At 65.8% G+C, this 20,180-nt stretch carries 22 protein-coding genes and 1 pseudogene; 9 read left to right on the top strand and 14 right to left on the bottom strand.

Annotated features, from left to right (window positions below; translation table 11 throughout):
* The first annotated feature begins 162 nt into the window (after positions 1 to 162).
* From IM543_23295 to IM543_23285, 3 genes are all read left to right on the top strand, one after another.
* Positions 163 to 552 carry a cupin domain-containing protein gene (locus IM543_23295; protein ID QOY96833.1) on the top strand — a complete coding sequence of 130 codons (390 nt, stop codon included), beginning with the start codon at positions 163 to 165 and terminating at the stop codon, positions 550 to 552.
* Positions 553 to 622: 70 nt separating this feature from the next.
* Positions 623 to 1,198: a DUF1439 domain-containing protein gene (locus IM543_23290; protein QOY94347.1), complete on the top strand. Its 576-nt coding sequence runs from the start codon at positions 623 to 625 to the stop codon at positions 1,196 to 1,198.
* Positions 1,199 to 1,514: 316 nt separating this feature from the next.
* Positions 1,515 to 1,730, top strand: a complete 216-nt coding sequence (locus IM543_23285) for a hypothetical protein (protein QOY94346.1) — start codon at positions 1,515 to 1,517, stop codon at positions 1,728 to 1,730.
* Here the strand turns inward: IM543_23285 and IM543_23280 are convergent.
* Both IM543_23280 and IM543_23275 read right to left on the bottom strand, forming a co-directional pair.
* Positions 1,727 to 2,356, bottom strand: coding sequence for an Hpt domain-containing protein (locus IM543_23280; GenBank protein QOY94345.1), 630 nt, complete (start codon positions 2,354 to 2,356; stop codon positions 1,727 to 1,729). The genes IM543_23285 and IM543_23280 overlap by 4 nt on opposite strands.
* Before the next feature lie 2 nt (positions 2,357 to 2,358).
* On the bottom strand, positions 2,359 to 3,318 hold the full coding sequence (locus IM543_23275; GenBank protein QOY94344.1) for a CAP domain-containing protein: 960 nt from the start codon (positions 3,316 to 3,318) through the stop codon (positions 2,359 to 2,361).
* Between the two features lie 111 nt (positions 3,319 to 3,429).
* Here IM543_23275 and pssA point away from each other — a divergent pair, with 111 nt between their 5' ends.
* Entirely contained in the window at positions 3,430 to 4,248 is an 819-nt protein-coding gene (pssA, locus tag IM543_23270; GenBank protein QOY94343.1) for a CDP-diacylglycerol--serine O-phosphatidyltransferase, read from the top strand.
* A gap of 7 nt (positions 4,249 to 4,255) precedes the next feature.
* Here pssA and IM543_23265 read toward each other — a convergent pair whose 3' ends face one another.
* From IM543_23265 to IM543_23215, 11 genes are all read right to left on the bottom strand, one after another.
* Positions 4,256 to 4,567: a metal-sensing transcriptional repressor gene (locus IM543_23265; protein ID QOY94342.1), complete on the bottom strand. Its 312-nt coding sequence runs from the start codon at positions 4,565 to 4,567 to the stop codon at positions 4,256 to 4,258.
* A gap of 14 nt (positions 4,568 to 4,581) precedes the next feature.
* On the bottom strand, positions 4,582 to 5,508 hold the full coding sequence (locus IM543_23260; protein ID QOY94341.1) for an aldo/keto reductase: 927 nt from the start codon (positions 5,506 to 5,508) through the stop codon (positions 4,582 to 4,584).
* A 206-nt stretch (positions 5,509 to 5,714) separates the two neighbouring features.
* Positions 5,715 to 6,860 (bottom strand): D-alanyl-D-alanine carboxypeptidase, encoded by a 1,146-nt coding sequence (locus IM543_23255; GenBank protein ID QOY94340.1) that lies wholly within the window; start codon positions 6,858 to 6,860, stop codon positions 5,715 to 5,717.
* A gap of 102 nt (positions 6,861 to 6,962) precedes the next feature.
* Complete coding sequence (locus IM543_23250) at positions 6,963 to 7,592, bottom strand: alpha/beta hydrolase (GenBank protein QOY94339.1); 630 nt, start codon at positions 7,590 to 7,592, stop codon at positions 6,963 to 6,965.
* 17 nt (positions 7,593 to 7,609) lie between these two features.
* Positions 7,610 to 7,936, bottom strand: coding sequence for a (2Fe-2S) ferredoxin domain-containing protein (locus IM543_23245; GenBank protein ID QOY94338.1), 327 nt, complete (start codon positions 7,934 to 7,936; stop codon positions 7,610 to 7,612).
* Positions 7,937 to 8,008: 72 nt separating this feature from the next.
* Complete coding sequence (locus tag IM543_23240; GenBank protein ID QOY94337.1) at positions 8,009 to 9,190, bottom strand: VanZ family protein; 1,182 nt, start codon at positions 9,188 to 9,190, stop codon at positions 8,009 to 8,011.
* Complete coding sequence (locus IM543_23235; protein ID QOY94336.1) at positions 9,187 to 9,813, bottom strand: membrane integrity-associated transporter subunit PqiC; 627 nt, start codon at positions 9,811 to 9,813, stop codon at positions 9,187 to 9,189. The genes IM543_23240 and IM543_23235 overlap by 4 nt, the downstream gene beginning before the upstream one ends.
* The gene (locus tag IM543_23230) at positions 9,810 to 10,757 is read right to left on the bottom strand and encodes an MCE family protein (GenBank protein QOY94335.1); all 948 of its coding nucleotides are present in this window, start codon (positions 10,755 to 10,757) and stop codon (positions 9,810 to 9,812) included. Before IM543_23230 ends, IM543_23235 begins: the two co-directional genes overlap by 4 nt.
* Before the next feature lies 1 nt (position 10,758).
* Positions 10,759 to 11,625: an ATP-binding cassette domain-containing protein gene (locus IM543_23225; GenBank protein QOY94334.1), complete on the bottom strand. Its 867-nt coding sequence runs from the start codon at positions 11,623 to 11,625 to the stop codon at positions 10,759 to 10,761.
* A complete protein-coding gene (locus tag IM543_23220; protein QOY94333.1) occupies positions 11,625 to 12,767 on the bottom strand; it encodes an ABC transporter permease in 1,143 nt (380 codons plus the stop codon). The genes IM543_23225 and IM543_23220 overlap by 1 nt, the downstream gene beginning before the upstream one ends.
* Before the next feature lie 67 nt (positions 12,768 to 12,834).
* On the bottom strand, positions 12,835 to 14,319 hold the full coding sequence (locus tag IM543_23215; protein ID QOY94332.1) for a DUF4080 domain-containing protein: 1,485 nt from the start codon (positions 14,317 to 14,319) through the stop codon (positions 12,835 to 12,837).
* Positions 14,320 to 14,452: 133 nt separating this feature from the next.
* On the opposite strand from IM543_23215, the gene IM543_23210 reads away from it, so the two are divergent.
* From IM543_23210 to IM543_23195, 4 genes and pseudogenes are all read left to right on the top strand, one after another.
* A complete protein-coding gene (locus IM543_23210) occupies positions 14,453 to 14,767 on the top strand; it encodes a YbjQ family protein (protein ID QOY94331.1) in 315 nt (104 codons plus the stop codon).
* Positions 14,768 to 14,770: 3 nt separating this feature from the next.
* Positions 14,771 to 15,238 carry a heavy metal-binding domain-containing protein gene (locus IM543_23205; GenBank protein QOY94330.1) on the top strand — a complete coding sequence of 156 codons (468 nt, stop codon included), beginning with the start codon at positions 14,771 to 14,773 and terminating at the stop codon, positions 15,236 to 15,238.
* Positions 15,239 to 15,387: 149 nt separating this feature from the next.
* Positions 15,388 to 15,729 (top strand): annotated as a pseudogene (locus IM543_23200) (M48 family metallopeptidase).
* 64 nt (positions 15,730 to 15,793) lie between these two features.
* Positions 15,794 to 16,045 carry a M48 family metalloprotease gene (locus tag IM543_23195; protein QOY94329.1) on the top strand — a complete coding sequence of 84 codons (252 nt, stop codon included), beginning with the start codon at positions 15,794 to 15,796 and terminating at the stop codon, positions 16,043 to 16,045.
* A 58-nt stretch (positions 16,046 to 16,103) separates the two neighbouring features.
* On the opposite strand, the gene IM543_23190 is transcribed toward IM543_23195, so the two are convergent.
* Positions 16,104 to 17,282 (bottom strand): OmpA family protein, encoded by a 1,179-nt coding sequence (locus IM543_23190; GenBank protein QOY94328.1) that lies wholly within the window; start codon positions 17,280 to 17,282, stop codon positions 16,104 to 16,106.
* 424 nt (positions 17,283 to 17,706) lie between these two features.
* Between IM543_23190 and IM543_23185 the strand changes: the two genes are divergently transcribed.
* Entirely contained in the window at positions 17,707 to 20,025 is a 2,319-nt protein-coding gene (locus IM543_23185) for an acylase (GenBank protein QOY96832.1), read from the top strand.
* The last annotated feature ends 155 nt before the right edge of the window (positions 20,026 to 20,180 follow it).

The raw sequence follows: 20,180 nt of genomic DNA, 5'->3' as shown, positions 1-20,180 counted from the left end.
CCGCCGCCGGTGGAACCGCTGCTGCCGGCCTCGGCCTCGGCCCCGGGCCGCTTCGCACGCCACGGCTGGCTGCGGGTAGAATGGCCGGCGTCACCACTACCGACAGAGAGAGCAGCGCATGTGCACATTCGATTCCCAGGCTTCTTCGCAGCGGGCGATGCCATGCTGAGCATGACCAGCGTCGCCGTCGACGAGGCCTTGAAGGAAGTGACGGCCTACTGGACGCCGCGCATCATCGGCCAGGTGAACGACCAGTACGTCAAGGTGGCGAAGCTGAAAGGCGAACTCGCATGGCACGATCATGCCGAGGAAGACGAAATGTTCTTCGTCGTGTACGGCAAGCTGAAGATCGAGTTCGAAGACCGCGAGGTCCTGCTTGGTCCCGGGCAGTTCTGCATCGTCCCGAAAAAGACACGCCATAACCCGGTTGCCGAGGAAGAGTGCGGCATCATGCTCATCGAGACGGTGTCGACCAGGCACACCGGCGAGCTGGTCATCGCGCGGACGGTCCCGATCGAGGCCCAGCTCGGCCAGGACCGTCCCGCCCCGTGAATCGTCACGGCGCTGTCGGGAACGCCATGCTAGGCTAGCCTCCTACAGACTGGACAGGAGGGCGGCAAAGATGGCGGACAAACACGGTTTCAATCGGCGGCGCCGGCTGGTGCACGCAGGCGTGCTGCTGGCGGCCAGCGCGCTGCTGTCTTCCTGCGCCAGCCTGTCCGGCCCGCGCAAGGTCGAGGTCCCGCTGGGCAAGCTGCAGGCCGGCCTGGAGCGTCGCTTCCCCCTCAATCATCCGCTGATGGGGCTGTTCAACATCCGTTTGTCGCGGCCGATGCTGTCGATCCAGCCGGAGCCCGACCGGGTAGCGCTGGCGCTGGACGCCAGGGTGTCGCCGCCGTTCGCGCGCGACGCCTGGGTCGGCAGCCTGGCCTTCTCCGGGCGGCTCTACGTCGATCCCGGCCGCCCGGCCGTCATGATGGCCGAACCGCGCGTCGACCGCATCGCGATCGGCGCCAGCCCCGAGGCCGAACGCCAACTGGCGCGCGTGGCCAGTTCCCTCATCGACACCGTGGTGCGCGACACCCCGGTCTACACCTTCGACATGCACGAACTGCGCTATGCAGGCGTCCAGTACATCCCAACACGGATCGAAACCACACGTTCTGGTTTGCTGGTGACGCTGGAACCGGCGAAGTAAGCCTCAGTGGCATCCGCGCCACGCGCACGTTTGCTTGCGTACAAAGAAGTTAGCAGTACGTTATTATTTTTTCCGCCCGTGGACGCGTTTATTGGCAGATACAACGTTAGTACTTGGGGGAATTGTTGTTCGGACGCCGAATCGGAAGTTCAAGATTGCAGAGCCGGTTCATTCGGCGCACACTGAGGCGCTTGGATTTGCATAGAACTGCCGTGGCGTGAACCTGCTGCTGCGCGCGCTTGAGGTTTCTCATGGGCACGATGTTCCGCTGAAGTAATCTTGGTTGGACTTCAGTCTGTCGTGTAGGGGGTGGATCTTGGAAACGACACAGGAAAGTTTTCCGGACAAGGGGCTGGTTGCCGAGCCAGTGCTGGCCGCGGTCACCGCCGTGTCTCCAGTCATGCCGTCGCGAGCGGCGCTGCCTGCGAAAGGCTCATGCTGGTACTGCGAGAAACCGCTCGACAGCGTGCGACGGTTTTGCGGCAAGGGCTGCGCCGATTCCTTTGACGAGGAAGCGGAATTTACCCGCTAGGCAGAAGCGCCGGGGCTGGCTGCCTGGCGCTCTTGCCTCGTACGAAGAATGTCCAGGGCCCGTTCGTAATCGAACGCGGCCACTGCCGACTCCAGCTCCGCCATGCGCGCGGCGCCCAGCCGGGTGCACAGCCCGGCGCGCTTTTTCGCCATGAGGTCCTGGGCGCGGCTGTCGCCGATGTCGAGCAGCGCGCACAGCCGTGTGACATCGCCTTCGGCCAGCACGGCCTCGACCGTGCCGGGGCTGCCGGACGGCGGTGCGGCGATCAGCCCGTCTATCTGCGCGATCACGCGCGCCAGCTGTGCTTCCAGCCGGTCGAGCAGCAGGGAGTCGGCAGGCAGGCCGGCGCGCAGGATCTGTTCGGTCTCCATCGCCAGCGCCCGCAGGGCGCGCGCCTCGATCATCGCCGCCGCACCCTTCAGCGTATGGGCCAGCCGGTGCGCCAGCGTGGCGTCGCCGGCGGCGATCGCGTCGCGCAGGCTTGCCACCTTGCCGGTGTAGTCGGATCGGAAACGGCCGAGGATGCGCCGGTACATGGCCTCGTCGCCCATCACCCGTTCGATGCCGGCGGCGACATCCAGCGCCGGCGTGGGGGCAGCGTCCGCGCTGCCAAAAGGAGAGAGCATGCTCACCGCGTCACAAACGACCAGTCGCGCGTGACCGGCGCGCCGTTCACCGTGCCGGAGAAGCTGACTTCGTAGGTGGTGGCGCTTTTCAGCGGCGCCAGCGGGACGATCGCGATGGCGGTGCGCTGCCTGGCGGTGGTCGAGGAATTCACTACCTGCACCTGCAGGTTGGCGCCGCCGCGCGGACGCACGGTGAAGGTCTGCATCGTCAGCGGGGCGTCGATGTTCGCATGCACGCTGATCGGGTAGCCCACGTCGTTGATGCCGGCGACCGGGTCCGGGTCTTCGCTGTCGCTGTGGAAGACCGGCGTCACCCCGGTCTGGCCGCTGAACGGCCAGATCACGACGCTGTTGGCGCCGATGCCGGGGCCGAAGCCGTCGCGCGTCGCGAAGTCGGCGGTGAAGTAGTGATACCGGCTGGCGGAAGTGGCGGCGCCGGTGCCGAGCTCGCGGAACTTCGGCTCGAACATCACGAAGCGGTGGTAGATCGCGGTGATCAGTTCTTCGGCCATGAAAAAGCCGTTGCCGTTGGTCGTGCCCGAGATCACCTCGCCATAGGCGTACCCATTGGCCGGAATGATATAGCCGGCCGCGTTCAGGCGATCCAGCAGGGTGGCGCCGGTAAAGCCCGGGCTGCCCGGCTTCTGGTCGTGGCTCATCACGTTGTTGGTGCGCAGGTATTCGGAATGGCCCTGCGCGGCGTTGTTGATCAAGGCATTCTCGGTGACCGCCGGCACGCCAAGCTGGGCACGGCGATAGTTGATCCAGTTGCGGCCATCGACCGCGATGTCGTTCGTCAGCGCAGGTGCGGCAGGATCCGCGGCGGTCGGGGCGCCCGGCACCGGCGCCACGGACATCGGGCTGACGGCGCCCGTGCTGTCGCCACCACCACCACAAGCGGCCAGGGTCGACGCGGCCACCAATGCGGCAATGAGGGAACGCCAGCGCGGCATATAGCTCATGTTGCAACTCCTGTAAATACGTGGGAAACGAAGCGACATTCTAGAGCAAAAGAGCGGTCGCTGCCCGCGGTCGTGGTGTGAGGCGCCGCCATATTTTGCTCCCTGTAGAATATGGCATCGATCCTATTGCCGAGCCATCAATTGTCGCAACCTAAGCCAACCAGTCGGCAGCGCCTCGCGCGCGCCAAGTTTGCCCTGCCCAGTTTCGTGACGCTGCTGTCGATCGCGTGCGGCTTCGGCAGCATCGTGATCTCGGTGGATAACGCGCACGTCGGCGATCCGGGCGATTATCGCCTGGCCGCCATCCTGCTGGTGCTGGCCGGCGTGTTCGATGCGCTCGACGGCTACGTGGCGCGTCTCACCAAGACCCAGTCCAGCTTCGGCGTGCAGCTCGACTCGATCGCCGACGTGATGAACTTCGGCTGCGCGCCCGGCCTCCTGTTGTATTGCTATGGCTTCGCGCAGATGAGCGTGGCCCATCCGACCCTGGTGCGCATGGGCGGACTGGCCTGCTTCGTGTTCGTCGCTTGCGGCGCGCTGCGCCTGGCGCGCTTCAACGTCATGGTGGGCCGCACCGACCCGCGCTATTTCGTCGGCATGCCGATCACCGCCGGCGCCGCCTGCGTGGCCTCGGTGGTCGTGGCCTGGCCCGATCCGGCCACCACCATGGCGCAGTGCTTCGCCATCATGGCGCTGATGGTCGGGGTGGGCACGCTGATGGTATCGACCATCCGTTTCCCCAGCTCGAAGCACCCGAGCGGCAAGGTGATGCTGGTGCTGGTGGCGGTGTGCCTGGTGCTGCTGGCCGTGCTGCAGACGCGCTTCTTCGTGCTGTTCTTCCTGCTGTATGTGTGCGCGACCCTGCTGCTCAACATCGCCTGGCGCACCGGCTGGACCGGGATCGCGCCGCCCAAGGTCTACGAGGAATAATGTAGGCTCAAACGAATTTGTCGAGCATCGCGGCCAGGTGCACGGCGCGGGCCCGGGCTTCCTCGAGGTCGGCGGCATTGCCGGCCTGGGTCTGGATCGCGCCGGCGAGCAGCTGCACGAAAGAGCGATCGAGCGCCTTGCGGGCTGCCGCCATCTGCTGGGCCACGGCATCGACATCCGATGGCGCCGCGGCGAGCGCGATCAGCTTCTGCACCCCGCGCAACTGGCCCTCGATGCGCGCCAGCCGGTTCAGTAAATCCTTCTTCTGCTGCGCGCTGAGGGCACTGCCCTCGACGATCTTGAGCGGGGTGTCGGCCATGTATGCACCGTTCTTCAGGCGACTTCGTGCCCGCGCGCGGCGCGCAGGATGCGGAACCAGTCGCCGCGTTCGAGCCGGAACGCGGCGCCGGCCACCGCTTCCCGAATCGCGTCGATGCGGCCGGTGCCGGTGAGCGGGATCGGGCGGCTCGGCAACTGCATGATCCAGGCGAACAGCACGCTGGCGAAGGACTGTTCCATGCGCTCGGCGATCTGGCCGATGACGGCGCGAACCTCGACCGCCCTGGCGTCGTCCGAGGTGAACAGGCGCCCGCCGCCCAGCGGCGACCAGACCATCGGCGCGATGCGCAGGTCCTGCATGCCGTCGAAGGTCTGGTCGAACATCGCGCTTGTCAGCATCGGCGAGAACTCGACCTGGTTGGTGCTGAGTGCCACGCGGCGGTTCAGGCATTCGAACTGGTGGCGCGTGAAGTTCGACACGCCCACGTGCCGCACCTTGCCGGCCTGCTGCAGGCGGGTGAAGGCCTCGGCGATCTCGTCGAAGTCCATCAGCGGGTCGGGGCGGTGGATCAGCAGCAGGTCGAGGTGGCCGGCGCCCAGCTGGCGCAGCGATTCCTCGGCCGAGGCAATGATATGGTCGGCCGTGGTGTCGTAGTGCTGGATGCCGTGCTGCGGGCGCTTGCTCGATACCAGCTTGATGCCGCACTTGCTTACCAGCTCGATGCGCGCGCGCAGCGATGGCTGGGCGCGCAGGGCTTCGCCGAATACGTTTTCGACGCCGTAGTTGCCGTAGATGTCGGCGTGGTCGAAGGAGGTGACGCCAAGCTCGATGCACTGCTCGATGAAGGCCACGCGCTGCCCGACCGACATGCCCCAGTCGTTCATGCGCCACATGCCGGCCACGATGCGCGAGAGTTCGAGACCGCCCTCGCGGGTGGCGATGCGGGGGCAGTGCAGGGCGGCGGGGAGCGGGTGGGTCATCGCGGGCTTTCGTGTGGACTTGAATGCACGATTATAGCGGCACTGCGATGTGCTTTTCGTAGGGTGGGCGGGTCTTCCCGCCCACCCGGCGATCGCTGGAGGCGCCGATGACGATCCGGATGATCTTGCGTCGAACTATCACCGCGTGGGCGGGCAAGCCGCCCACCCTACCGAAACAATAAAAAAGCTGCGCGGTCAGGCTTTGCTTACTGGATCCACAGGCGCATCGCATCCCATGCGCGGCCGAACATGCCGGCTTCCGGCACTTCTTCCAGCGCCACCACCGGCAACGCGATCAGCGGTTTGCCGTCGACCATCATCTTGAGCGTGCCGACCTGCGCGTGGCGCGCCAGCGGCGCGACCAGCGGGTCCTTGCGCTCGAGGACCGGCTTCATCTTGCCGGCCACGCCCTTCGGCACGGTCACCAGCACGTCGCGGGTGAAGCCGAGCTTCACGTTCGCTTCCGAACCTTTCCATACCGGCACGGTCGACACTGCCTGGCCCTTCGAATACAGCTTGACGGTGTCGAAGTTCTGGAAGCCCCAGTTCAGCAGCTTCTGGCTTTCCTGGGTGCGGATCCCGTCCGAGCTGGTGCCCAGCACCACCGAGATCAGGCGGCGCTGGCCGGCGTTGCCGTTCGGGCGGCGCGCCGAAGCGATCATGCTGTAGCCCGACGACTCGGTGTGGCCGGTCTTCATGCCGTCCACGGTCGGGTCCAGCCACAGCAGGCGGTTGCGGTTCTGCTGGGTGATCTTGTTGTAGGTGAACTGCTTGATCGAGTCGATCTTGTAGAACTCCGGGAAGTCGCGGATCACGTTCGCGGCCAGCACCGACAGGTCGCGCGCGGTCGAGTAGTTGTTCGCGTCCGGCAGGCCGTGCGGGTTGGCCCAGCGGGTGTTCTTCAGGCCCATGCGCTGGGCCTCGCGGTTCATCAGGGTGACGAAGGTGCCTTCGTCGCCCGCCACCGCTTCGGCCAGCGCCACCGCGGCATCGTTACCCGACTGGATCATCAGGCCGTGCAGCAGGTCGTCGACCGACACCGGCGTGGCCGGGTCGATGAACATCTTCGAGGAGCTGCCGTCCACTTTCCAGGCGCGGGTCGACACGTTCACCATCGTGTCCAGGGTCAGGCGCTTGTCGCGGATCGCGGCAAAGGTCACGTAGGCCGTCATGATCTTGGTGAGCGATGCCGGTTCGATACGGGCGTTCGGGTCTTGGGCGGCGATGATCTGGCCGCTGGTCGCGTCGAGCAGCAGCCACGACTTGGCTGCGATGGTCGGTGCCGGCACGGTCTGTGCGCTGGCCGAAGCCATCAGCAGGCTGGCGGCCACGGCCGCTAACAGTTTTTTCATGGGAGTGTTCGTCTGTAAAAATTACTAATGCAGAAGTGCGCAAGGCAATACCCCTGAGGTATTGCCTCAAATGAAGAGACTAATTATTGCACAGCGAAAGCGTCAAATGTCACGCCGCCACATTTCTACGACAAGATTTTTGATGTGGCCAAGCTTGCGGTGGAAGAAGTGGTCGGCGCCCGGGATCACGGTCACCGGGATGTCGAGCGGGCGCGCCCAGTCGAACACTTCCTGCAAGGTGATCGTGTCGTCGAGTTCGCCGTGAATGAGGATGGTCTCCGGCGGGACCGGCGGCATCGGCCACTTGCCGGCCGCGGTGCCGACCAGCACCAGGCGCTCGGCCGGGCGGCCCTCCTCGATCAGGCGTTGCTGGAACTGGGCCTGCACGAACGTGCCGAAGGAAAAGCCGGACAGGGCCACCGGCAGGCCCGGGTATTGCTGCGTCATGTGGCGGTACATGATGTCCATGTCGTCGACCTCGCCGCGGCCGTCGTCGTGCACGCCCTCCGATTCGCCCACGCCGCGGAAGTTGAAGCGCGCGGTGGCGTAGCCGAGGGTGACAAAGGTGCGCGCCAGGGTCTGGGCCACCTTGTTTTCCATGGTGCCGCCGTACAGCGGGTGCGGATGCGCCACCAGGGCGATGCCGCGCGGTGCGCCTTCCGGCAGGTCGAGGATGCACTGCATCTTGCCGGCGTGGCCGTCGAGGGTAAACTTGTGCGAATACTTGTTCATTACGTGTGGGTGCTGGTTCAGATTTTCAGGCGCTCGACGACCTTGCCGCCCACCAGGTGGGTGTCGATGATGTCGTCGATGTCGTGCGTGTCCACGTAGGTGTACCAGGTGCCTTCCGGGTAGACCACGAGCACCGGGCCTTCCTCGCAGCGGTCGAGGCAGCCGGACTGGTTGATGCGCACCTTGCCCTCGCCGTTCAGGCCGAGTTCCTTGATGCGCTTCTTGGCATGCTTCTGGGCTTTCTCGGCGCCGCACTTGCCGCAGCTCTGGCGGGCATCCTTGCCATCGCGCTCGTTCATGCAGAAAAAGACGTGGTGCTTGTAGAAGGATTGATCGTCGTTCATGTCGTTCTCGTCAAAAGGTGGAGCAAGGTCGGCGCAAGGCGCCATGATACGGCAAATGGCGCAGGCGCCCCGTCAGGGAGTGCTGTCGGCAGCCTCGGGCTGCGGCTCCTGGCGGTTCAGCTTGTGCGAGGGCAGCAGCAGGAACCACAGCGCAAAAAAGGGCCACAACAGCGACATGAACTGGGCCGCCCCATTGAAGTTCAGGAACTTGCCCTGCACCCAACCCTGCAGGGTGGAAACGAAATACGGGTTCACCGGGATGGTGTTGACCACCACCAGGCTCAGGACCAGGGTGACCACCGCCAGCCGCCGCTGCGCCACCTGCGGCGCGAACACCAGGCCGGACAGCATGAGCATGCCGATGATGAAGCCGCCCTCGGCGCCCGGCGTCACCCACACGAAGGCGTTGTCCGGCCGGAACAGCAGCGAGCTGGCCAGGGCCTTGACCAGCAGCCCCGTGGCCAGGAAGGCAAGCATCAGCAGGAAGCGCGGGGCAGTGCGCCGCACCAGGCACATCAGCGTGAGCACGGCGCCGGTCATGCCGCAGGCGGTGATGATGGTCTCGGACAGCCAGAACTGCTCCACCGTCATCATGGTATCGGGCCGCAGCAGGGCCACCAGGTCGATCTCGGTATCGAGCCAGCGCGACAGCCAGTCGGAGACGATGGGCAGCACCTGGCCGTGACCGAACAGGTAGCTTTGCGGGTAGATCTGGGCCAGCGGCCACAGGGCCACCAGCACCAGGCCCTGGCTGGCGTAGGGCGCGAACCAGCGGCGGCGCAGTTGGAACAGGCGGCTGCGGTCGAGCAGGCCGGGCGCCCACCAGGCGCCCAGGACCGCGCCCACCAGGCAACCGCCCGCATTGGTGAGCAGGTCGAGGTTGGACGGCACGCGGCTGGGCAGGAAGTTCTGTACGGTCTCCATCGTGATCGTGACCAGCACCCCGCCGATCGCCGCCAGCAGCACCGCCCACACGCCGCGGACGCGCGGGTACATCGACAGCACCATCAGCACGCCGAGCGGAACATAGCCGACTACATTGACGCCGACGTCGAAACCGGTCCAGTAACGCTGCTTGACCAGGTTCAGGAAGGTGAATGGCGGCACGCCGCTATCGCGCCAGCCCGTGAACGGGTACCAGCTGGCATAGACGATCAGCAGCAGGTAGGCCAGCAAGGCCGCGCGTGCGATCGGCGAGCCGCGTCCTTCGCGCGGGCGCTCGCGCTGCTCGACGGCGACGCTTGGCGCGGTCATTGCTTGCGGGTGTCGAGCGTCGCCAGCCAGGCCAGGATGTCGGCGGCAACGGCGTCGGTGCTGGCGGCCAGGGCCTGCGCGCCGCCCGGCGCGTCGGCGCTGGGAGCCGGCGTGGCGCGCGTGAAGCTGCGCTGGTCGATCAGGCGGTGGTCGTTGAACAGCGAAGCGCGCAGGGTCAGCTGGCCTTCGCTGCGGCCCACGCCGCTGAAGGCATGGACGAAGTCGTCGACTTCCACGCGCAGCAGCGGCACCCCGGTGGAGGCATCGGTGGCCGACAGCACCTTCATGCCCGACTGCGCCAGGCGCGCCTTGACGCGCTGGGTGAGCATCTGCAGCGGGTTGCTGGACCAGCGGCTGTTGGCATAGGTGCGGGCCTGCAGCGCGTCGGCATAGTTCAGGCGGTAGTACATGCGCTCGTTCTCGAGGGCGGACGGGCCGGTGGCGTCCATCACGACCAGCGCCGGCATCCCCGCCGGCGCGGCCGCCTGCTGGCTGCCGGGGGCCGCCGGACCGAAGTCGTAGGTGGTGCTTTCCCGGACCTTGGTGCTGGCACAGCCTGCCAGGAAGAGGGCGGTAGCGGTCAGGGCGATCAGGGAACGGTGTGCAGTCACGGTGGTCCTCATTTGGTCGGGGGCACGAAGCCCGGTTCACCCGGGCCCGGCTGGGCGCTCGGCGCGCCGAACAGGATGCTCTGCGGGCGGTCGGACAGCGAGGTGGCGGTACGCTTCACGGCGCGCAGGGCGCCGCGCGCCTCGTCGGTCATCTGGACGACATGCGGCAGGGTTTCGAGTTCGAGTTCGCTGGTCGCGGATTGCAGCGAGCCGACCGCGCCGTTCAGGCGCTCGATCGGACCATCCGGCGCCTGCAGGCGCGTGGCCAGCTCGCCGTAGCTGTTGGCGGTGGCCTGGATGCTGGTGGCGGTGGCGTCGAACGTGCTCAGGCTGCGTTCGAGCTTGCTGGTGATGGCCGGCAGGCGTTCGATGGCCGGCTCCAGCTTGCGCGGGATCGCGGCATAGGCGTCGGCCGCCTTGCCGATGCTGTCGAAGGCGCCGACGATGGTCTTCTGGTTCTCGTCGGTGACCATCTTGCTCAGGCTGTCGGTGATCTGTTCGGTTTTCTCGAGGATGGACAGGCCGCGCTTTTCGAGGATGTCGAGCAGGCCGGGACGCAGCGGGATGCGCGCCGGCTGGCCCTCGCGGGTCGACAGGCGCGGCGAACCGGTGCGGTCGTCGTCGAGCTGGATGAAGGCGATCCCGGTCACGCCCTGGTAGCCGAGCGAGGCGAAGGTGGTGGTGGTGATCGGCGAATCCTGCTCGACCGAGAGCCTGATCAGGATCTGGCCGGTGACGCGCGGGTCGAACACGATCTCGTCGACGCGCCCCACTTCCAGGCCGCGGTAGCGCACCGTGGCCTGCGGGTTCAGGCCCGGGATCGACTGCGTGGTGACGATCTCGTAGGGCAGCAGCTCGGTGCGGTCGCGGTTGAACCACAGCCCGGCCAGCACCGCCGCAACCACCAGGGCGATCGTAAAGACGCCTGTCATCAGGGCATACGACCTGTTTTCCATACTAGTCCTCCGAATCGTTCCGGGCGTGGCGCTCTTCGAGCACTTCCAGTGCCCGCTGGCCGCGCGGGCCCAGGAAAAAGTGTTTGATGAACGGATGCTGGACCCGCAGCACGTCGCACGCCGGTCCCACCGCCAGCACGTGCTTCTCGGCCAGCACCGCAATGCGCGACGACAGCGCGAACAGGGTATCCAGGTCGTGCGTGACCATGACGACGGTGAGCTTCAGTTCGCTGTGCAGGGTCTGGATCAGCGACACGAAGGCATCCGACAAATCGGGATCGAGGCCCGCCGTGGGCTCGTCCAGGAACAACAAACGCGGCTCGAGCGCCAGGGCGCGCGCCAGGGCCGCGCGCTTGATCATCCCGCCCGACAGGTCGGACGGCATCTTGTTGGCATGTTCGGGGCCGAGACCCACCATGTCCATCTTGAGCAGCACCGCGTCGCGGATCACGTCCTCGGGCAGCGCGCGCAGTTCGCGCATCGGGAAAGCGATATTGTCGAACACGCTCAAGGCCGAGTATAGCGCGCCCTGCTGGAACAGCATGCCCCAGTGGTTGCGCATGTGTTGCAGCTGTTCCGGATCGGCCTGGGTGATGTCCTCGCCGAACACCTTCACGCAGCCTTCCGACGGGTGCTCCAGGCCCAGCATCTGGCGCAGCAGCACGGTCTTGCCGGTGCCGGAGCCACCGACGATGGTCAGGATCTCGCCCGCATAGATGTCGAGATTCAGGTCCTGGTGCACCACGGTGCGGCCGAAGCGCGTCCACAGATTGCGGATCTCGACCACCGGCGCGCCGACGTCTTCGTCGGGGCGCTTGTTCAGTTGCTGCGGCTGGCGCTGATTGGGTTGCTGGGTGTTGTCGGCCATCAGAACCCCACGTCGTTGAAGATGATGGCGAACACCGCGTCGGCCAGGATCACCACCGTGATCGCGGTGACCACGGCGGTGGTGGTGCCGCGTCCCAGGCTTTCGGTATTGGGCTCGATGCGCAGCCCGAAGTGGCAGGAAACCAGCGCGATGAGCATGCCGAACACGCAGCCCTTGAGCAGGCCGATCGTGTAGTTCACCACCGGCACCGCGTCCGGCAGCTTCTGGATGAAGTAGCGGAACGACAGGCCCAGCTCGATCTTGGCCGAGACCATGCCGCCGATCAGCGCCATGGCGTCGGTCCAGACCACCAGCAGCGGCATCGAGACGGCGAGGGCCAGCACCTTGGGCATGATCAGGCGCTGGCCGTGCGAGATGCCCATCACCAGCATGGCGTCGAGTTCCTCGGTCACGCGCATCACGCCCAGCTGCGCGGTGATCGACGAGCCCGAGCGGCCGGCCACCAGGATCGCCGCCAGCAGCGGGCCGAGTTCGCGGATCACCGACATGCCCAGGATGTTGACGATGTAGATGTCGCCGCCGAACATGCGCAGCTGCTGCGAGGACAGGAAGGAGAGCACGACCCCGATCAGGAAGCCGACCATCGCCGTGATGCCGAGCGCCTGGAAGCCCGAATGGTAGATATTGGCCGAGATCTCGCGCCACGGACCGGCCTGCGGGCGCCGCAGGAAGCGCCCGATGTCCATCACCAGCTGGCCGATCAGGCCGACAAAGCCGCGCAGGTGCTCGAAGAAGGACAGGATGCCGCTGCCCAGGACGATCAGCCAGTTCAGCGGGCTGACCTTCTGGCGCGGCAGCGTGATCGCGCTGGCCTTCTCGATGCGGCCGAAGATTTCTTCCTGGCGTGGGTCGAGCTTGAGATGCGCGGGGCGTTGCTTGCCCCAGGCGTTCCAGAACATCTGGGCGCCGACGTGGTCGAGGCGCTCGATGCCCGACAGGTCCCAGTCGAGGGTCTGCTTGTGCTTGAGCGAGGCCAGGGTGCGGTTGATCGCCTTGAGGACGCCGCGCCGCCCCAGCGTATGGACTTGCCAGACCCCGCCGGCAACGACAGATTGTCCCGCGCCGCCGCCGCCGGGCTCGGGATGCTGGATGGTTAATATTGGCGCATTTTCAATCTGCATTGCGCCAGTGTAAAAGAGAATCGTTATCGCTGCTACACGCTTACTCTAGCGTGCCTTGCAGCCGGTGTCATGCCGCCAGGTGGCGGACCTGGCGCTGCGGTGCGGCGGCCACCGGTTTCTGCGCCGGCGCCGCATCCACCTTGCCCGCGTAATCGCTGGCCAGCAGCGCCGCGGCGTCTTCTTTCGCCATGCCGCGCAGCTGCAGCCACTCCTGCACCAGCTTCGCCAGCTTCTCGAGCGCGATGCGGTGGGTGGCGTCGGTCTTGGTGTAGATCCAGTCCGAGAAGGCCATGAAGTTGTCGAACGGGGCCTCGCCCAGCAAGCGACGCGTGGTGTTGGCGAAGCGCCCGGAATTGGCGACCAGGTCCCAATAGCGCGCGAAGCGCACCAGGCGCTGCATGGTCGCGAAGTCGACCTGCTTCGTCGCCAGCACGGTATAGGGCGGGTAGGGGTCGTAGACCATGCCGAAGGCTTCGGTGTGGCGGATGATCGGCGTGCCGCGCAGACGCTTGAGGATGCCGAACTGGATTTCCTGGGCGCCCAATCCGACCAGCTGGTCGAAACCGCGGGCGAAGCTGGCCACGTCTTCGCCGGGCAGGCCGGCGATCAGGTCCACGTGCAGGTGGGTGGTCGAATGTTCGGTCAGCCAGCGGATGTTGTCCGCCGCCTTGGCATTGTCCTGGCGCCGGCTCACCAAGGCCTGCACCTCGGGGTTGAAGCTCTGGATGCCGATCTCGAACTGCAGCGCCCCGGGCGGGAACTTGGCGATGCTTTCCTTCAGCGCTTCCGGCAGGTGGTCGGGAACCAGCTCGAAGTGCGCGTAGACCGGGTCGTCCGGGTTGGCCGCGAGTTTGTCGAGGAAGAACTGCATGATGCGCAGGCTGGTCTTGACGTTCAGGTTGAAGGTGCGGTCGACGAACTTGAACAGGCGCGCGCCGCGCGCATACAGCGATTCCATCTCGGTGAGAAAAGCGTCGAGGGGGAAGGGCCAGGCGGTCTTGTCGAGCGAGGACAGGCAGAACTCGCACTTGAACGGGCAGCCGCGCGAGGCTTCCACGTACAGGGTGCGATGGGCGATGTCTTCGTCGCTATATAAAGAATAGGGCAGGGCGATTTCCGCCATGGGCGGCTGCACGCCGGCCTGCACCTTCATCAAGGGCTTGGGGCCGTTCAGGATCTCGCCGCACAGCTTGGGGAAGGTGACGTCGCCCCAGCCGGTGACCACGTAGTCGGCCAGCCGCACGATGGCCTGCTCGCCGGTCTCGTGCGACACTTCGGGGCCGCCCAGCACCACCGTCACCTGGGGCGCCACGCGCTTGAGCATCGCCACCAGGCGGGTGGTCTCTTCCACGTTCCAGATGTAGACGCCGAGGCCGACGATGCGCGGCTGGTGCGCCAGGATGCGCTCGACCAGGTCGCTGGTCTTGGCGCCGATGACAAATTCCTGGATCCGGGTCTGCTCCTGCAGCGGTCCCATGTTCGCCAGCAGGTAGCGCAGGCCGAGCGAGGCGTGCGTGTAGCGCGCGTTGAGCGTGGAAAGCAGGATGGACATGATGGGGAACAGGCGGGAAAAGGCGTCATTCTACTGCGCCGAGGGCGTGCGCCGGCGAGGATATGCATCATGAATTGCTTCTGCAACAGACCCGTATCTACAATCAGACACTTTTTTTTTAAATGGAACCGCCATGCTACTTACCAATATCGAAACCATTCCTGGCAAGGAGATCGTCGTTTGCCATGGCGTCGTCTCCGGCAGTTCGGTGCGCGCCAAGCACGTGGGTCGCGACATCATGGCCGGCCTGAAGAACATGGTCGGCGGCGAGCTGCGCGGCTATACCGAGCTGCTGGAAGAATCGCGCGCCCAGGCCACCGAGCGCATGAAGGCGCAGGCGGCGCAGCTGGGCGCCAATGCGATCGTCAACGTGCGCTTCTCGACCTCGTCGGTAGCGACGGGCGCCGCCGAGATCTATGTGTACGGCACTGCGGTGACGGTCGGCTGAACGATGGAATATCTCCTCCTGCTGGCTTTCTGGACGGTCCCGGTGGTGCTGGGCTACGTCTTCGGCCGCGCCGCCGAGTCGCGCCACTACCGCTCGATCATCGCCAGGGAAAAGGAACAGCTGAAGCTTCCGGCTACCTCGCTGAAAACACCGGTACGCGGCGGGCCGGTGGCGCGCAGCGAACTGGTGACGGGCAGCGTCGTCGTCTCGGTCGACTATTTCAAGAAGGCGGCGTCGGCCCTGCGTTCGCTGGTGGGCGGCCCGGTCAAGTCCTATGAAACCCTGCTCGACCGCGCCAAGCGCGAGGCGGTCCTGCGTCTCAAGGAGAGCTGTCCGGACGCGGACGAGATCGTCAACCTGCGCCTGGAAACCATGCCCCTGGCGGGAAACCAGCGCAACCAGGTCACCGGCGTCGAGGTGCTGGCCTACGCGACGGCCATCTATTACGAGGCGGATGCGGTCGCGGCATGAAATACCAGACTTCGCTGCCCGAGCATAACGACAACGTCTCGCACGAGCACCCGCTCAAGGACTTTGTCCTGATCCTGCTCGGCCTGTCGCTGGCGGTGCTGGCGGGTATCTGGGCCCTGGGCCTGCTGGTGGACCAGGTGGTCGACTCGATGCGCCCGGAGACGCAAGCGCGGCTCACCCGGCTGATCGCGCCGCCGCCCTTGCCGCCGACCCGGCCCGAGACCGCGCCGCGCGAAGCCTGGCTGCAGTCGCAAGTCGATGCGCTGCGCCGCTGCGCCGGCCTGGACGCCCCGGTGAACGTGCGCCTGGTGGCGTCCGACGAGGCCAATGCCATGGTCCTGCCTGGCGGGACCGTGTTGGTGCATGCAGGCCTGCTGGACCGGGTGGAATCGGAGAACGGCCTGGCTTTCGTGCTGGCCCACGAACTGTCCCACCTCGTCCATCGCGACCACCTGCGCGCGCTGGGACGCAGTCTTGTCATGATCGCTGCGGCGACCGTATTGACCGGCGACGGATCGTGGACGGCCGGGGTGCTGGCGCCGGCCCAGCACCTGGGTGAGGCCGGTCATTCGCGCGCGCGAATCGCTGGCCGATGCCAGGGCGCTCCAGATTCTCCAGTGCCGCTATGGTCACGTGGGCGGCGCCAGCGAATTCTTCGAGGCGCTCGGCAGGCAGGATGGCGAAGCGCCGGCCTTCACCCATTACCTGGCATCGCATCCGTCGATGGCGGCCCGCATCGAAGCGCTGCGGCTGGCGATGCGCCAGGCCGGCCTGCGCAGCGGTCCCGTCCAGCCCCTGCCGCGCTGACCAAAAACAAAGAGCCGCACCGGCTTGCGCCGGGCGGCTCCTTGTCGATGTGCCGAGCTTACTGCTTGACGGTACGGGTGCCGACCACTTCGATGGTCACGCGACGGTTCTTGGCGCGGCCTTCGGCGGTGGCGTTGTCGGCGACCGGCTGGGACTCGCCCTTGCCTTCGGTGTACAGACGGGCCGGATCCAGGCCTTTCGACACCATGTAGGCCTTGACTGCTTCGGCGCGGCGCAGCGACAGCTTCTCGTTGTAGGCGTCGGTGCCGACCGAGTCGGTATGGCCGACGGCGATCATGACTTCGGTGTCCAGGCCTTCCAGCTTCGCCATGAACTCGTCCAGTGCAGCTTTGCCTTCCGGCTTGACGATTGCCTTGTCGAAGTCGAACAGGGCTTCAGTCGCGATCGAGACCTTTTCCGAGGTCGGGACCGGTTCCGGTGCCGGCTGCACCGGTGCGGCGACCGGTGCCGGTGCTGGTGCCGGCGCTGCCTCGACGACCGGTGCCGGCGCCACATAGGCCGGTGCGGTCGGACGGCCGAACTTGTACACCAGGCTCAGCGAGGTCAGGTGCACGTCGCCGCTGTTGTACGAACCGTCGGTCACGCGGTAGCGTTCGATTTCTGCGCGCAGCGCCAGGGCTTCGCTCAGTTTGAACTCGGCGCCCAGGCCCAGTTTCGCGTGACGGCGGCCTTCGTTTGGCGGATTCGGGTTGGTCACCGCGTTCAGCACATTGCCCGAGTAGCTGGTACGTGCTTTCGCGTACTGCACGCCGGCGCGGGCCAGCAGCGACAGGCGCTCGGTCAGCGGCAGCTGGCCGACCAGGTCCAGGTTCACGCCGCGGAAGTCGGTCTCGCCGCGCAGCGCGCCGCCGGTGGTGGTGGCGTCGAAGCTGAAGTCGCCCAGGTCGAAGTAACCGGCTTCGACTGCGAAATAGCGGTTCAGCTGCTTGCCGAAGAACAGCTTGTAGCCGGTGTCGCGATTGTCCGCGTTATACGAATTCAGCGGGAGGCCGGCTTCCGACATGCGGCGTGCCAGGTCGCTGTTGTAGATCTTGGCGCGCGAACGGCCAACGCCCGCACCCATGTACCAGGCGCTGTTGGCCCAGTCAGGGTTCACGAAGGTCGCATCGGCTTGCGCCGGCTGCTGGGCCATGGTGTCTTGCGGCGCGGCGTGGGCGCTCATCATGCTTGCGCAGGCCAGTGCGATCAGTGCGGCGAGTTTGCTGGAAGTTTTCATTGTTTTATTTTCACTCAATAACATGGTTGATAATCGGGCCCAAGGGACACGAATCTTGGGTTACTTGCTCAGCAAAGTATTACCTTTTGGCATCTTGCTTACTGTTCGTTATCTCGCATAAGAAGCAATATTCTCGAAATAACAACACCGGATTGTACTAAATAGTACGGCTGTCTTGAGATTCCGTGCGAAGCGGGGCGGGTCGGTCTTTTGCTCATCCATTTAATTCGCTCGGCATATCGTGCGGACAATCTTCGGAGGTAAAGTGGCGCGCTAACGTTAACTCGCGTTCCAACGCAGAAAGGCTCCCATGCAAGGTCGTCCCGGCTCCCTCCGGCTTCCTGTCAGGCTGGTGTTCGCAACCTCGATCGCTCTGGCGCTGGGCGCCTGCGGCCGCGGCCAGGACTCCCAGCAGACCGCCACGATGTCGCAAACCTCGGCCCGCACCGCGGCTGCCCCGCACATCAAGGTCGATGTCGCACGGACGACCCACGGCGTGCCGCACGTTCGGGCTACCGATTTCCGCAGTCTCGGCTATGGACTGGCCTATGCCTATGCCCAGGATAATGTCTGCATGTTTGCCGACTCCGTCCTGACCGTGCGCGGCGAGCGCGCGCGCTTCTTCGGCGCCGATGCGCGTCCGCGCCAGCGCACCGGCGACGAGTACGGCGGCGGCAGCGGTTTCATGGACCTGAAAAACGAAGACAGCGATTTCTTCTTCAAGGGCTATGTCGACCTCGACCGCCTGCGTGCCGACTATGCCGCCGGCCCTGCGGAGCCGCGCCAACTGCTCGACGGCTTCGCCCAGGGCTATAACCGCTACCTCAAGGACCATGCCGGGAAGCTGCCCGCAGCCTGCGCCGGCGCCAAGTGGGTCAAGCCGATCAGCTTCGACGACATGGTTCTGGTGGTGGCCGAAAAGGCGCTGCATGCCTCGGGCCAGGTATTCGCAGCGGACTTCGTGGCCGGCGGCCGCACTCCCGGCGAGACGGTGAGACTGGCCAAGCTGGCGCCGCGCAAGCTCGATACGCGCAGCCTCGTGGCCCAGCTCGAGCATCTCAAGCGGCAAGGCATCGGCAGCAATGCGCTGGCGATCGGCAAGGAGGCATCTTCCAACGGCCGCGGCCTGCTGCTGGGTAACCCGCACTTCCCCTGGACCACCACCGACCGCTTCTACCAGGCGCACCTGACGGTCCCGGGCCGCTACGATGCGATGGGCGTGATCATCGGCGGCGTGCCGGCGGTCGTCATCGGCTTCAACCGCGACGTGGCCTGGAGCCACACCGTGACCACCGCGTACCACTTCACGACCTTCCGCCTGGCCCTGGACGCCGGGGACCCCACCGGGACCACCTATCTATATGACGGCAAACGGCGCAAGATGACGTCGAAGACCGTGACGGTCGAGTCGGTGCAGCCGGACGGCTCGGTACGACAGCGCAGCAAGACCTTCTATTTCAGCCACCAGGGCGCGGTCATCGTCCGTCCCGAAGCAGGCATGGACTGGAGCTCGACCGCCGCATTCGTGCTGGCCGACCCGAACCGCAACAATGCCCGCATGCTCGAGCAATGGCTCGGCATCGGCAGGGCCGGCAGCGTGCGCGAACTGAAAGCGTCGATCGACAAGGTGGTCGGCCTGCCGTGGGTGAACACCATCGCCGCCGACCGTGCGGGCAACACGCTGTACGCGGACGCCAGCGTGGTGCCGCACATGAACACCGACAAGTTCATCAACGGCTGCCTGCTGCTGGAGGCGGCCCTGCTGTTCGACGGTTCGCGCAGCAGTTGCGGCTTGGGCCAGGACCAGGGCGCGCCGCAAGGCATCTATGGCCCGAACAACGCGCCATGGATGATGCGCACTGATTATGTCGGCAACTCCAATGACAGTTATTGGCTGACCAATCCAAAAGCCTTGCTGACCGGCCCCGCGCCATTCGGCTATTCGCCACTGTATGGCAGCGTCGGCGTCGAGCAGAGCCTGCGCACCCGGCTTGGCTTCCGCCAGCTCGAGGAGCTGCTGGCGCAAAAGCGCACGCTGGCGCTGGCCGACATGCAGGCCTTGGCCTTCTCCAACCGCGTGCATGCCGCCGAACTGGTGCTGCCCGAATTGCTGACCGCCTGCGCGGGCGCAAGCGATGCGCTGGTGCGCCAGGCATGCACGACGCTGCAAGCCTGGGACCGTCGCGCCGATGTCGACAGCCGCGGCGCTGTCCTGTTCCGCGAGTTCTGGAGCATCGCTTCGGCGATTCCGGACAAATGGGCCACGCCCTTCGACCCTGCCGATCCGGTACACACGCCGCAGGGCGTGGCGCCGGCAGCGATGCCGGCGATGGTGGCGGCCTTGCGCAGCGCGGCCGACAAGCTGCAGTCGCTCGGCGTGCCCTTCGATGGCCGGCTCGGCGACTACCAGGTGGAGCCGCGTAACGGCGTGCGTATTCCCCTGCATGGCGGGAATGGCGACGAAGAGGGCAGCTACAGTTCGCTGACCATGGCCACTCCGCTCGGCTCGACCGGCTACGTCGGTGTGGTCTGGGGCCAGAGCTACATCCAGACCGTCGGCTTCGACGCCCATGGACCGGTAGCGCAGGCGGTGCTGACCTATGGCCAGTCGACCGACCCGAAGTCGCCCTGGTACGCGGACCAGACCGCGGCATACTCGCGCAAGGAATGGCCGGTGCTGCCGTTCACGCAGCAGAAGATCAAGGCTGATCCGCACTACGCGACCATGACCCTGCGCAATTAAGAAAGAGGCAGGCGGCTGTATGGATGAGCGACATGTTCCGGCGAAGGCAGGAACATGTCCGCTCCTGGCCTTGTGATCATTTCGACGCAGGCCGGCTTGAAATGTCTCCAAAAATCACGTCTGGCACTTGCGTCAGCGCCGCCGGGTTTGATATA

Origin of the sequence: Massilia sp. UMI-21 (genome assembly GCA_015277795.1) — a bacterium.
Classification (GTDB): Bacteria; Pseudomonadota; Gammaproteobacteria; order Burkholderiales; family Burkholderiaceae_D; genus Telluria.
Note: the sequence above shows the minus strand (reverse complement) of the source record. Positions and strands in the feature narration are given on the sequence as shown.